Here is a 13,425-nt window from a genome sequence, read left to right on the forward strand (position 1 = left end):
GCAGCCGCGAAGCCACCGTGTACGGGGGTTACGGGGGACGGGCCCGGCCCAGGAGGACCTCACCTCCTGGGCCGGGCCCGCGGTCGTACGCCGTGCGTCAGGTGTGTCCGGTGCGCCGCTCCAGGAGTACGTAGCCGTAGGCGGCGCCCAGGACGTCGTACGCGGCGCGCGGGTGCAGCCGGCCGGCGTACGCCTGGACGTCCTCGGTCGAGTGGTCGGAGTCGTCGAGGGCGATGAAGTCCGGGGTGACACCGCCGGTGTCGCCCATCCACAGGACCCGGCAGCGCGCGACGAGCCGACTGCTCGGGCCGACGTTCACCTCGACGCTCGCCCCGTCCGGGACACGCGCCAGCAGCCGTTCGACGGCACTCACGCGCGTGGGCTTGCGATACGCGGCGCTCTCGCCCAGCACGGACAGCGGGAGCGAGGTGGTCAGCGCGAGCGCCGCCGCGACGACGGCCGTGGGCAGGTGCCACGCGTACGAGCGCAACCACGGGCGCGGGCTCCGGCGGGCGCGGAAGAGCGCGTCGGCGAGGGCCAGGGAGAGGACCGGCATCAGGACGGCGCTGTAGTGCCAGTCGGTGCCCCAGTAGTGCGGGTCGGAGGAGAGGAAACGCCAGCCCAGGGTCGGCAGGGCGACCAGGAGGAGCGGGGAGCGTGGGGCCAGCAGACCGGTGGTGGGGATCAGCAGCCAGGCGAGGGTGCGGAGTTTGGTGTCCAGGCCGTCGAGGGGATCACCGCCGGCCTTGTCCCAGTAGGGGTAGGTGTCCGCGGTGCTGAACGCCGGGATCACCACCATGAAGGTGAGCACCGCGGCCAGCACTCCGAGGGCGGCGACCCCGAGCGCGCACAGGGCCGTACGCGGGGCGGCCTTCCGGGCACGCCCGGCGACGACCAGGCCGATCGCGGCCAGGGTGAGCCCGAGGTCCTCCTTGACGAGGACCAACGGGAGCGGCCACAGGAGCGCCGCGCGCCACCGTCGGTCCAAGACCGCTTCCAGGGCGAAGGCGATCAGCGGGACGGCGAAGCAGATCTCGTGGAAGTCGAAGTCGACGGCGCGCTGGATCCCCCACGACAGCCCGTACGCGAGGCCCAGCGCGAGTCCCCGCGAGCGGCCGAGGAGCCGCGCGGCGGCGCGGGTGACCGGCACGACGGACAGCGCCAGCAGTGCCGCCTGGGCGACGAGGAGGGTGACCGGGGTCGGAAAGAGGCGGTACACGGGCGCGAGCAGGGCGGTGACCGGGCTGAAGTGGTCGCCGAGGACGTTGGTGCCCGGGCCCTTGAGATCGGCGACGGGGGCGCGCAGGTGGGCGTAGGCGCGGACGGCCTGCTCGAAGATGCCGAGGTCCCAGGAACGGGTCGCCAGATGCCGCCAGCGGCAGACCGACAGGGTCGCGTACGCGGCGAAGAGCAGGACCGCCAGGATCTGGGGGTCGCGGGGGCGCCGGTCACGGACGGGAACGGCCGTGACCGGCGGGAGTATGGGGGCGCTGTCGGTCCTTGGGGCGGCGGCGGTGGCGGTGTCGGCGGGGGTCTTCGAGCTCATGCGGCTCCCGGTACGTGATCACGTGTCACGGGGTATACGCGGGGGACGTGGGGAGCGGTTGACGGTTGAGGGTGTGGTGCGGCTCACTTCCAGCGGGAAACACGGCCCCGCGCCCCTGGGACGGGGCCCCGCCCCGATTCCCCGCCCGGCCGGGACCCGTCCACCTCTTGCGTCTCACAGGGAGCGCGGCGCCGTCGTAGGCTGGACAACCCCGGCCCGTCGAGACGTGTCGGGCGGTTCGCGTTGCCCTCTCTTCGGGATGGAAGCCCTTCATGAGCCTGCACGGTCTGCTCGACGCCGTCGTCAAGGACGCCGCCCTCGTGGAAGCGGTGAAGGCCGCCACCGACGGCAACCGGATGCACATCGACCTGGTCGGCCCGCCCGCCGCCCGCCCCTTCGCGGTGGCGGCCCTGGCCCGCGACGCGGGCCGCCCCGTACTGGCCGTGACGGCCACGGGACGCGAGGCCGAGGACCTGGCCGCCGCGCTCAGATCCCTCCTCCCGGCGGACACGGTCGTGGAGTACCCGTCGTGGGAGACGCTCCCGCACGAGCGGCTCTCCCCCCGGTCGGACACGGTCGGCCGCCGTCTCGCCGTGCTGCGCCGCCTGGCGCACCCGCGCCCCGACGACCCCGAGACCGGCCCGGTGTCGGTCGTCGTCGCCCCGGTCCGCTCGGTGCTGCAGCCGCAGGTCAAGGGCCTGGGAGACCTGGAGCCGGTCGCGCTGCGGACGGGCCAGAGCGCCGACCTGGGCGGGATCGTCGAAGCGCTCGCGGCAGCCGCGTACGCCCGGGTCGAGCTCGTCGAGAAGCGCGGCGAGTTCGCCGTACGCGGCGGCATCCTGGACGTCTTCCCGCCCACCGAGGAGCACCCCCTCCGAGTGGAGTTCTGGGGCGACGACGTCGAGGAGATCCGTTACTTCAAGGTCGCCGACCAGCGTTCCCTCGAGGTCGCCGAGCACGGCCTGTGGGCGCCGCCCTGCCGCGAACTGCTCCTGACGGACGAGGTGCGCGAGCGGGCGGCCCGGCTCGCCGAGGAACATCCCGAGCTGGGCGAACTGCTCGGCAAGATCGCCGAGGGCATCGCCGTGGAGGGCATGGAGTCGCTGGCCCCGGTCCTCGTCGACGACATGGAGCTGCTGCTCGACGTCCTGCCCAAGGGCTCGATGGCCGTCGTCTGCGACCCGGAGCGGGTACGGACGCGGGCCGCGGACCTGGTGGCGACCTCGCAGGAGTTCCTGCAGGCGTCCTGGGCGGCGACGGCCGGGGGCGGCGAGGCCCCCATCGACGTCGGCGCGGCCTCCCTGTGGGCCATCGCGGACGTCCGTGACCGGGCGCGCGAGCTGGACATGATGTGGTGGTCGGTGTCGCCGTTCGCGGCCGACGAGGAACTGGACGCGGACACCCTCAAGCTCGGCATGCACGCCCCCGAGACCTACCGCGGCGACACGGCCAGGGCACTCGCCGACACCAAGGGCTGGCTCGCGGACGGCTGGCGCACGGTGTACGTCACCGAGGCGCACGGCCCCGCCGCCCGTACCGTCGAGGTCCTCGGCGGCGAGGGCATCGCGGCCCGCCTCGACGCGGAGCTGACCGCGCTGACGCCCGCCGTGGTGCAGGTCGCGTGCGGTTCGATCGACTTCGGCTTCGTGGACACGGCGCTCAAGCTGGCGGTCCTGACGGAGACCGACCTCTCCGGCCAGAAGGCGGCCGGCAAGGACGGCGCGCGCATGCCGGCCCGCCGCCGCAAGACCATCGATCCGCTCACCCTCGAAGCGGGCGACTACATCGTGCACGAGCAGCACGGTGTCGGCCGCTACATCGAGATGGTGCAGCGGACCGTCCAGGGCGCGACCCGCGAATACCTGGTGGTGGAGTACGCCCCCGCCAAGCGCGGCCAGCCCGGCGACCGCCTCTACATCCCCACCGACCAGCTGGAACAGATCACCAAGTACGTCGGCGGCGAGGCCCCCACCCTGCACCGCCTGGGCGGCGCCGACTGGACGAAGACCAAGGCGCGCGCCAAGAAGGCGGTCAAGGAGATCGCGGCGGACCTGATCAAGCTGTACAGCGCGCGGATGGCGGCCCCGGGGCATGCCTTCGGTTCCGACACCCCTTGGCAGCGCGAACTCGAGGACGCCTTCCCGTACGCGGAGACCCCCGACCAGCTCACGACCATCGCCGAGGTCAAGGAGGACATGGAGAAGACGGTCCCGATGGACCGCCTGATCTGCGGCGACGTGGGCTACGGCAAGACGGAGATCGCGGTCCGCGCGGCCTTCAAGGCGGTGCAGGACGGCAAGCAGGTCGCGGTCCTGGTGCCGACGACGCTGCTGGTGCAGCAGCACTTCGGGACGTTCTCCGAGCGCTACTCGCAGTTCCCGGTGAACGTCCGCGCCCTGTCCCGCTTCCAGACCGACACGGAGGCGAAGGCCGTCCTGGAGGGTCTGCGGGACGGCGCGGTGGACGTCGTCATCGGCACCCACCGGCTGTTCTCCGCCGAGACGAAGTTCAAGGACCTGGGCCTGGTCATCGTCGACGAGGAGCAGCGCTTCGGCGTCGAGCACAAGGAGCAGCTGAAGAAGCTGCGCGCGAACGTCGACGTCCTGACGATGTCGGCGACCCCGATCCCCCGCACGCTGGAGATGGCGGTGACGGGCATCCGCGAGATGTCCACGATCACGACTCCGCCCGAGGAGCGGCACCCGGTGCTGACCTTCGTCGGCCCGTACGAGGAGAAGCAGATCGGCGCGGCCGTCCGCCGCGAACTGCTGCGCGAGGGCCAGGTCTTCTACATCCACAACCGGGTCGAGTCGATCGACCGGGCGGCGGCGCGGCTGCGTGAGATCGTCCCCGAGGCGCGTATCGCGACGGCGCACGGCCAGATGGGGGAGCAGGCTCTGGAGCAGGTGGTCGTCGACTTCTGGGAGAAGAGGTTCGACGTGCTGGTGTCGACCACGATCGTCGAATCCGGCATCGACATCTCCAACGCCAACACGCTGATCGTGGAGCGCGGCGACAACTTCGGCCTCTCGCAGTTGCACCAGCTGCGCGGCCGGGTGGGCCGGGGCCGTGAGCGCGGCTACGCCTACTTCCTGTACCCGCCGGAGAAGCCCCTGACGGAGACCGCGCACGAGCGGCTCGCGACCATCGCCCAGCACACGGAGATGGGCGCGGGCATGTACGTGGCGATGAAGGACCTGGAGATCCGCGGCGCGGGCAATCTGCTCGGCGGTGAGCAGTCGGGTCACATCGCGGGCGTCGGTTTCGACCTGTACGTGCGGATGGTCGGCGAGGCGGTGGCGGACTACCGGGCCTCCCTGGAAGGCGGCGTCGAGGAGGAGCCGCCCCTGGAGGTCAAGATCGAGCTGCCGGTCGACGCGCACGTCCCGCACGACTACGCGCCGGGCGAGCGGCTGCGTCTGCAGGCCTACCGCGCCATCGCCTCCGCCAACACGGAGGAGGACGTCAGGGCCGTACGCGAGGAACTCACCGACCGCTACGGCAAGCTGCCCGAGCCGGTGGAGAACCTGCTCCTGGTGGCGGGCCTGCGGATGCTCGCGCGGGCGTGCGGTGTCGGCGAGGTGGTGCTCCAGGGCAACAACATCCGCTTCGCGCCGGCGGAGTTGCGCGAGTCCCAGGAACTCCGGCTCAAGCGGCTCTACCCGGGCACGGTCATCAAGCCGGCCGCCCACCAGCTTCTGGTCCCCCGCCCGAAGACGGCGAAGGTGGGCGGAAAGCCGCTGGTCGGGCGGGAGTTGCTGGGGTGGACCGGGGAGTTCCTGGCGACGATTCTCGGGTCGTAGGGGGCGCGCGGTTCGTAGGGGGCGCGCGGTTCGTAGGGGTCGCGCGGGTCGTAGGGGTCGGCGTGGCCGGTGGTGGAGGCCGGGGTCACGCCGACGGTGGCTGGAACAGCATTCCCGTCAGGGTGCGGAAGACCTCCTCGGGGTCCTGGTCGCCGACCGCGCCGTCCAGGTTGTGGCCGAGGAGCAGCGTGGCGAAGCCGTGGGCCAGGGACCAGGCGGCGACTCCGGCGAGGCGGGGGTCGATGCCGGGTTCCGGCACCCGGTCGGAGACGGCCCGACGCAGGCGGTCCGCGGTCAGGGCGCGGGCCGTGGCCAGCTCCAGGTCGTTCTCGCGCAGCAGCTCAGGCGTGAACATCACCTGGAAGTGCGCGGGGTGCTCACGCGCGAAGCGTACGTAGTGGACGCCCGCGTCCCGCAGGTCCGTGGCCTCGGCGAGCGTGGCCGCCAGCAGCGCGTGGCCCTCGGCCGCGATCGCGGTGAGCAGGCCGGTGCGGTCCTTGAAGTGGTGGGCCGGAGCCGCGTGCGAGACGCCCGCCCGGCGGGCCAGGTCGCGCAGACTCAGTGCGGACGGGCCTTCGGTGGCGATGACGTCGAGCGCGGCGCTCAGGATCGCGCGACGTAGATCGCCGTGGTGGTAGGGGCGTTGGGGAGTGGTCTTCACGGTCTCCATGGTCAGCAGCGTACGCCGAATCTAGTCATTGACAAGTTTGGCGAGGTCGGGCAATCTTGTCAGTGTCAAGTTATCGCGTGAGTGGGAACGGGACGAGGGGGTTCGTCATGTCGGAGCACGGTAGTGAGGTCGGCGGGATGATTCAGGGGGACGGGGCCGCCGGTGTGGAGGCCGGGGTCGAGCTCGGCGAGGTGCGCCGGCTGTGGCACCTGCTGGAGCCCCTGCACGCGGTGCTCTATTACGCGCCGGAGGTCTTCGAGGAGGCGGCCGCGCTCGGCTACGGGACGGGGGAGCGCTGGCCGACCTACTTCCCCCTCCGCGCCGCCCCGTTGGGTGCGGTCGGGAGCGAGCGCGTGTCCTCCGCCTTCTACAGCTTCAGTCCGCGGATGGTCGCCGCGCACATGGACTCCGCGTGGCTCACCGCGAGCCCCGCGGACGTGCTGAAGGCGAGGGAGCAGGGCATGGACCGGGCGTACCGGGCGATATTCGGGGACCGTGCGGCGAGCCCCGAACTCGTCGAGGCCGCCGGGCTGTTGCGCCGCGTCGCCGAATTCGCGAACACCGCCGGCCGCCCCATGGCCGCGGCCAACGCGGAGTTGGCGTGGCCGACCGCCCCGCACCTCCAGTTGTGGCATGCGGCGACGATCCTGCGCGAGCACCGCGGCGACGGCCACCTCGCGGCGCTGCTCGTCGCCGGGCTCGACCCCGTCGAAGCGCTCGTCTCCTTCGCGGCGATCGGAGCGGCCTCGGTCGAGCGCTTCGAGAGCCGCGGCTGGAGCCCGGCGGAGTGGCGGGCCGCCCGTGAACGCCTCGTCTCGCGCGGCCTCGTCACCGAATCCGGCACCGCCACACTCGCGGGCCGCGACCTGCGCGCCGAGGTCGAACGCCACACGGACGAACTGGCCGCCGCTCCCTGGCGCACCCTCACCCCGGCCGAGCGGAGCCGACTGGCCGAGCTGCTCGGCGAGTTCTGGGTCGCGGTGCTGGGCTCGGGGCTGCTGCCTTCGGAGTCCACGCTGGGGATCGGGAAGGTGTGAGTGGAGGTGTGAGCGTGCGGGGCGCCGGGCGCGAGTGAAGCCGCCCGCGGGAGTCGGGCCTCGCGGACGGCCTCGGTGCCACGGCCGATCGGTGGGTGTGTCGCGCCTCGCGCGGCTCCGCGTCTCTGCCTCTACGGCTGGTCGGGCCGGTCGGTCGGTTCGCGGTCCATGCCCGTCGCGCCCTCGATCCTCCGCTGGGCGTCGTCGACCTGGTCCGTGTACTTGTTGCCCGTCTTCTCGTTGATCTCCCGTTCTCCGGCGTCGGACATGTCCTTGCCTTTGGACTTCGCATGATCCTTGAATCTGTCGAAGATGCCCATGCGGGAGCTCCTTCCGGAGGTGTGTCACCACCGACGATACGCCCGGCGTGCACCTATTGCCCGTTGAGTGCGGGTATGGGCCGGGCATACCCGCCGCTACCGTGGGCACCAGGGAAACGCGCCCTGTACAGGGCGGACCCGGGGAGCAAGGGGAGGGGCGTCGTGGTGCGTCTGAGGGGTGGGGCGGCGGCTGCCGCATTGGTGGTGTTGGTCGTCGGCGCGGGGGTCAGTGGCTGCAAGAAGGACACCACGGGCTCCGCCGGCTCGCAGGGTACGGCGGCCGGCGGTGCCGCGCTCACCGCCGTGGACTCGCTGGCCGTCAAGGGGCGCGCGCCCAAGACGGGGTACAGCAGGGCGAGGTTCGGCACGGCATGGGCCGACACGGACTCCAACAAGTGCGACACCCGCGACGACATCCTCAAGCGGGACCTGAAGAACGTGAAGTTCACCGGCGGCACCTGCAAGGTGGTCTCCGGGACGCTCGACCCGGACCCGTACTCCGGTAAGGAAGTGACGTACAAGCGTGGTCGCAGCATGGTGGACATAGACCACCTCGTCGCGCTCTCGGACGCCTGGCAGAAGGGCGCCAAGTACTGGGACGCGAGCAAGCGGATAGCCCTGGCCAACGATCCGCTCAACCTGCTGTCCGTCGACGCGAGCACCAACCGCAGCAAGGGTGACGGCGACACCGCGACCTGGCTCCCGCCCAACAAGGGGTACCGCTGCGCGTATGTGGCCGCGCAGGTGGCCGTGAAGAAGAAGTACGGGCTGTGGGTCACCAGCGGGGAGAAGGCCGCGATGAAGAAGGCGCTCTCCGAGTGCCCCGGCCAGAAGCTCCCCTCGGGCGGCAACCCCACCCAGGCACCCAAGCGGTTCACCGCGAACTGACGCCGGTTCATGTCGGTCCCGCGTCAGCGACGCCCGGCGCGCCACGCAGCGACCGGAGCCGATGCCTGCGGACGGTGGGCGGGCTTCGGGGTCCTGTCCGTGCTCGTGCGGCCAGTTGATGTCGATGCTCGGATCCCGGGTACCGGCGTCCTCGGCGAACAGCGCGCCGCTGCACGCGACGAGCCCTTCGACGTCGTCCGGTTCGGCCCTGCGGACGATCACCGCATGCCGTTGATCACTCATGGGCTGTGACACTAACGGCGGGTACTGCCATGACGGGCGACATCCACAGGTGGGGGATGTCGCGGGGAAGGGTGCTCGACCGGTTCCCGCGGCGACAATGCATCAATGCGCATCCGAGCAGTCCACATCGACGAACTGCCCCTCCTTCAGGACATCGAGCGGGCCGCCGGGCGATGCTTCGCCGACATCGGCATGCCGGAGATCGCCGACGACGAGCCCCTCCCGGTCACCGACCTCGCCCACTATCAGCGTGCCGACCTGGCCTGGGTCGCGGCCGACGAGGCCGACAGGCCGGTGGCGTACCTCATCGCGGAACACGTCGACGGCAACCTGCACATCGAGCAGGTGTCGGTGCACCCGGACAGTGCGCGGCGCGGCATCGGACGGTCGCTGCTGGACCATGCCGGCCACCGGGCCGCGGCTGAGGGGATGCCCGCTCTGACCCTCACCACCTTTGCCGACGTCCCCTGGAACGCGCCCTACTACGTGCGCTGCGGCTTCCGGTTCCTGGACGACGGCGCGCTCGGCCCCGGGCTCCAGGACATCCGCCGACGCGAGGCCGCCCACGGCCTGGAGCGCTGGCTGCGGGTCTGCATGCGCCGGCGTCTGTGACCTCCGGGTCTGTTACGCCTCCGCGGCGAACAGCTCTTCCGCGGTGGTGACCGTGAGGGCCCGGTCGAACCAGGTCCCCAGCAGCTCCAGGTCGGTGCAGCCGTTGACGCGCTCGCGGGCGGACTCGGGGATGTCGATGGCGCGGAGATCGAGGATGCGGAGGATGTCCTCGGCACGGCCCTCGGCACGGCCCTCGATCCGGGTTTCCTCGATGAGGGTGCCGCTGCCGGGGAAGCGGCTGGGGCGCAGGGTCATCAGGTGCCTCCAGAATGCGCGGCTCTGGGTGTTGCCCAGGCCGATCTCGGTGTATTCCGCCCAGTCCTGCGCGGTCTCGCCTCCGATGTTGGCGAGCGCCGTCGCCAGTGCCTCCAGTATCGCAGGGAGGGCGGGGTCGTTGGCGTGGGCGAGCGCGGAGAAGACGGCGAGTGCCAGGTCTTCGGCCGCCTCGTCCGGGTCGATGATCGTGGGGAGGTTCTCGGGGCCCAGGACCAGTGGGAAGACCGCGATGCTGGTGTGGGCGGGCAGGCCGATGCGGATGGGCTGCGCGGCCCAGGACGCGGTGGGCTTGTCCTGGCAGACGACGAGCAGGACGGGCGGCAGCTTGTATTCGGCGTAGAGGTACGCCAGGTAGTACGTCCAGCTGTTGAGCTTGTCCGGATCCGGTTTGCCTTGCGCCTCAACGGCGAGCAGGTAGCTTCCGCTGTCCGCCGTGTCGACGCGCATCAGGGTGTCCACGCGGCGCGCCATGGGTTTGATCTCGGTGAGATCGGTGTCCAGGAGCTGGATCGTGGTGGGTTCGGGTAAGGCGATGCCCGCTTTCGGGAGGGCCCGGGCGAACAGGGTCTATGTCCAGCGTGACCGGGAGAGGGGGAAGGTCAGCGCGTGACCGGCAGTGCCGCGGCGAACCGGTGGCCGTCGGCGCGGGTCTGGACCGGGAAGTCGACCTTGAGGGCGCCCTCCTGGCCCTCGACGGTCAGGTGGGTCACCACCTTGAGGCCCAGGAAGGTCTTCTTGGCCGCGCTCGCGGTGACGTACGGGCGGGGGAGGTTCATCAGCAACTTGCCCGGCTTGCCGCCCCGGTTGCCGTCGAAGAACAGGATCCGCTGGTTCGTCAGGACGATGTACATGGGGCGCGGGGTGACCGTCGCCATCACCGTTCCCGCGCTGAGGATGCCGACCACCGCCGCGGTGAGGGCCTGCTTGCGCACCGAGACCGTCCCGATGCCGGCCACGCTCGTGAGTTCGACCTGCTCACCCTGGAGCAGCAAGGGGGCCGAGATCTCCAGCAGTTGTCTGGCGCGACGGGCGTTGAGTGCCACGGGTGGGGCTCCTGGTGACGGTGAGGTGACGGTGACGGCGATGGGATGGATTGTTTCAAGCCACGGGAAAGGTGGGACGCCACCCTCCACAAGGCGAACTCAAGTTCGAGTCATGGACCGGTCAAGGTCGGTCATCGGAGGGTCAAGCCGGCGCCCGTATGCGCTGTTTGGGCGGTGTGTTCCCACAGTCTTCCCACACCTGACCAAAAACCGTCTCCAACCACCCACTTACCATCCGCTCCATGCCGACCGACGCATCCCTCCCACCCCCCGACTTCGAGCTCGCCTCCGCCTTCCCGGAGGTCGGCTGGTTGCGGCAGGCGACCGCCGGGCGGGACTGGGCGGGGATCAGGCGGTACGCCGACGGGCTGCCGCAGGGCACCGACCGGGCGTTCCTCGTCCGGGTCGTCGCCGAGGTGCCCGGCGTCGAGCACTTCCTGCGGGAAGTCGTGGCCGCCGCCCCCGACGACGTGCTGGCTCTCACGACGCTCGGGACCCGCGAGATCGAGATCGGCTGGGAGATCCGCAGCAGCGCGCGCGCCGAGCACGTCAGCCGGGAGCAGTTCCGGCAGCTGCACGAGCACCTGCGGCAGGCCGAGCAACTGCTCATCCGGGCCACCGCCCTCGACCCGTCCCACGACGCGGCCTGGGCCGCGCGCCTGACCACGGCGATGGGACTGCAACTCGGTCAGAACGAGGCGCGGCGGAGGTACGACCGACTGGCCGCGTACCACCCGCACCACTTGACCGGGCAGGCCCGGCTGCTCCAGCAGCTGTGTCCCAAGTGGAGCGGGAGCTGGGAGGCGGTACACGGGTTCGCCCGCGAGTGCCTGCTCAACTCGCCCGAAGGGTCGCTCAGCGGTGGTCTGGTGGCGGAGGCGCACCTGGAGCGCTGGCTCGATCTGCCCTCCGCGGGGAGTGAGCGGACCGACTATCTGCGCCAGGCCCACGTCCACGCCGAACTCGTCGAGGCCGCCGAACGGTCCGTCCTGCACCCGTACTACCGACCCGCGTACGGGTGGGTCACCATCCAGGGTGTCTTCGCCGCACTCTTCTCGCTGACCGGGGACACCGCGCGCGCCGCCGCGCACTTCCGCGCCCTGGGGAACCTGGCCTCCGAGTACCCGTGGAGCTACCTCGGCAAGCCCGCGGACGCATACGTCAAACACCGTTCCGCCGCCCTCGGAAGAGGCTGAGCGGATGCCGAACAAGACAGGCAGAGGCAGACGATGAGCCAGGGCATCCATCACACCGAGGTGGACGGCATACCCACCCTCTTCGCGTACGCCACCGGGCCCATGCGTGCCGGACTGGTCTTCCGCGTCGGCGTCGCCGACGAGACGCTCGCCGGGGCCGGGATCACCCACCTCGTCGAACACCTGGCGCTGCATCGCCAGGGCCTGGCCGACTACCACTTCAACGGCGCGACCAAGGCCGCGTTCACCCACTTCCACGTGGAGGGCGCGGAGCACGAAGTCGTCGCCTACCTCGACGGCGTGTGCACCTCCCTCCTCGACCTGCCCATGGAGCGGCTGGAGACCGAGAAGGAGATCCTGCGCACCGAGGAGGCGGGCCGGGAGCCCGGACAGCTGCCGCTGTGGCGGTACGGGGCACAGGGGTACGGGCTGGTCAGCTACCCGGAGTGGGGCGTTCGGGGGCTGCGGCCGGACGACGTACGGGCGTGGGCGGGGACCTGGTTCACCCGGGACAACGCCGTGCTGTGGATCGCGGGGGAGCGGCTGCCGGCCGGGCTCTCGCTCAAACTGCCCGGCGGCCGGCGGCACCCCATGCCCGCCGTCACCTCCGCCCTCCCCACCGCTCCCGCCTACTTCTCCGACGGCAAGGGCGGCGTCCTGCTCGACGCCGTCGTCACCGACACCACCGCCGCCCGGCTCTACGCCGGTGTCCTGGAACGCGAACTCTCCCGCTCCCTGCGCCAGGAGGGCGGCTACTCCTATACGGCGGCCGCCGACTACGCCCCCCGCCGGGACGGTTTCGCGACCGTCACCGCCTTCGCGGACGCCCTGCCCGCCAAACAGGACGCGGTCCTCGGAGGGTTCGTCGACGTGCTCGCGGGGCTGCAGGTCGGCCGGATCGCGCAGGCCGACCTGGAGGCCGTACGCGGCCGCAGCGACGCCACGCTGACCGCGCCCGACGCGGCCGTACGGCGGCTGCCGGGCGCGGCGGAGGACCTGCTCGCCCACCGTCCGCCGCGCGGACTCGACGAACTGCGCGCCGAGCTGTGGGCGGTGACGCCGCAGCAGGTGCACGCGGTGGCGCTGGAGGCCGCCGGGACGGCGCTGCTGCAGGCTCCCTCGGGGCACAAGGCCGACTGGGCCGGCTACACGGCGGCCCCGACCACTTCGTCGTACGCCGTCACCGGCACGCGGTTCGAGGCCGTACGCAAGGGCGGGCCGGCCATGGTCGTCGGGGGCGAGGGTGTCAGCCTGACGGCGGGCGGCGAGGCGGCCACCGTGCTCTACCGCGCGTGCGCCGCCCTGCTCAGCTGGCCCGACGGCGGGCGCCGGCTCATCGGCACCGACGGGCTGTCCGTGGAGGTGGAGCCGGGCGAGTACGGGATCGACGCGCACACCATGGCGACCATCGACGCGGCGGTGCATCCGAGTGCGGTGGTGCACCTGCCGCCCCGGCAGCAGCGGCAGTCGGCGGGTGCCGCTTCGGCGGGGGATGCCAGGGGATCCGCCGGTGCGGTTCAGCAGAAGACAGTGGCGCGGCGTACCGGCGGGCAGACGGCGATGCTCGTCATCTTCGGGGTGCTCGCGGGGCTGTGGTCCCTCCTGGCCCTCTCGTACACCGTCTTCGGCTTCTCGGACCCGGAGACCAGCACCGGGGAATGGGCCGCTCTCGCCGTCTTCCTCTGGGCCGTCGGGGCACTGCTGGCCTGGCCGGCCGTCAGAGTGGTGCGAAGCACCCGGCGGGGGTGAACCACCCGGCGCCTCGACCCCGTACGGGGACGCGGGTCTCCG

At 71.6% G+C, this 13,425-nt stretch carries 11 protein-coding genes; 6 read left to right on the forward strand and 5 right to left on the reverse strand.

Annotation, left to right across the window (positions count from 1 at the left end):
* Positions 1-97 precede the first annotated feature (97 nt).
* Positions 98-1,546 carry a DUF2079 domain-containing protein gene (locus OG568_RS30060; protein ID WP_329533801.1) on the reverse strand — a complete coding sequence of 483 codons (1,449 nt, stop codon included), beginning with the start codon at positions 1,544-1,546 and terminating at the stop codon, positions 98-100.
* 272 nt (positions 1,547-1,818) lie between these two features.
* Between OG568_RS30060 and mfd the strand changes: the two genes are divergently transcribed.
* Positions 1,819-5,349 carry a transcription-repair coupling factor gene (gene mfd / locus OG568_RS30065; RefSeq protein ID WP_329533802.1) on the forward strand — a complete coding sequence of 1,177 codons (3,531 nt, stop codon included), beginning with the start codon at positions 1,819-1,821 and terminating at the stop codon, positions 5,347-5,349.
* 85 nt (positions 5,350-5,434) lie between these two features.
* Here mfd and OG568_RS30070 read toward each other — a convergent pair whose 3' ends face one another.
* The gene (locus OG568_RS30070) at positions 5,435-6,019 is read right to left on the reverse strand and encodes a TetR/AcrR family transcriptional regulator (protein ID WP_329533803.1); all 585 of its coding nucleotides are present in this window, start codon (positions 6,017-6,019) and stop codon (positions 5,435-5,437) included.
* Positions 6,020-6,156: 137 nt separating this feature from the next.
* Here OG568_RS30070 and OG568_RS30075 point away from each other — a divergent pair, with 137 nt between their 5' ends.
* Positions 6,157-7,056: an SCO6745 family protein gene (locus OG568_RS30075; protein WP_329536499.1), complete on the forward strand. Its 900-nt coding sequence runs from the start codon at positions 6,157-6,159 to the stop codon at positions 7,054-7,056.
* 131 nt (positions 7,057-7,187) lie between these two features.
* Here OG568_RS30075 and OG568_RS30080 read toward each other — a convergent pair whose 3' ends face one another.
* Positions 7,188-7,376, reverse strand: coding sequence for an antitoxin (locus tag OG568_RS30080; protein WP_329533804.1), 189 nt, complete (start codon positions 7,374-7,376; stop codon positions 7,188-7,190).
* A 165-nt stretch (positions 7,377-7,541) separates the two neighbouring features.
* Between OG568_RS30080 and OG568_RS30085 the strand changes: the two genes are divergently transcribed.
* Both OG568_RS30085 and OG568_RS30090 read left to right on the forward strand, forming a co-directional pair.
* On the forward strand, positions 7,542-8,264 hold the full coding sequence (locus OG568_RS30085) for an HNH endonuclease family protein (protein WP_443077892.1): 723 nt from the start codon (positions 7,542-7,544) through the stop codon (positions 8,262-8,264).
* A 348-nt stretch (positions 8,265-8,612) separates the two neighbouring features.
* Complete coding sequence (locus tag OG568_RS30090; RefSeq protein WP_329533806.1) at positions 8,613-9,119, forward strand: GNAT family N-acetyltransferase; 507 nt, start codon at positions 8,613-8,615, stop codon at positions 9,117-9,119.
* A 12-nt stretch (positions 9,120-9,131) separates the two neighbouring features.
* Here OG568_RS30090 and OG568_RS30095 read toward each other — a convergent pair whose 3' ends face one another.
* Both OG568_RS30095 and OG568_RS30100 read right to left on the reverse strand, forming a co-directional pair.
* Entirely contained in the window at positions 9,132-9,866 is a 735-nt protein-coding gene (locus OG568_RS30095; protein WP_329533807.1) for a hypothetical protein, read from the reverse strand.
* A gap of 128 nt (positions 9,867-9,994) precedes the next feature.
* Entirely contained in the window at positions 9,995-10,438 is a 444-nt protein-coding gene (locus OG568_RS30100) for a hypothetical protein (RefSeq protein WP_266582895.1), read from the reverse strand.
* Positions 10,439-10,680: 242 nt separating this feature from the next.
* Between OG568_RS30100 and OG568_RS30105 the strand changes: the two genes are divergently transcribed.
* Complete coding sequence (locus tag OG568_RS30105; protein WP_329533808.1) at positions 10,681-11,634, forward strand: hypothetical protein; 954 nt, start codon at positions 10,681-10,683, stop codon at positions 11,632-11,634.
* A gap of 33 nt (positions 11,635-11,667) precedes the next feature.
* A complete protein-coding gene (locus OG568_RS30110; RefSeq protein WP_329533809.1) occupies positions 11,668-13,383 on the forward strand; it encodes an insulinase family protein in 1,716 nt (571 codons plus the stop codon).
* The last annotated feature ends 42 nt before the right edge of the window (positions 13,384-13,425 follow it).

Source organism: Streptomyces sp. NBC_01450 (assembly GCF_036227505.1).
Classification (GTDB): Bacteria; Actinomycetota; Actinomycetes; order Streptomycetales; family Streptomycetaceae; genus Streptomyces.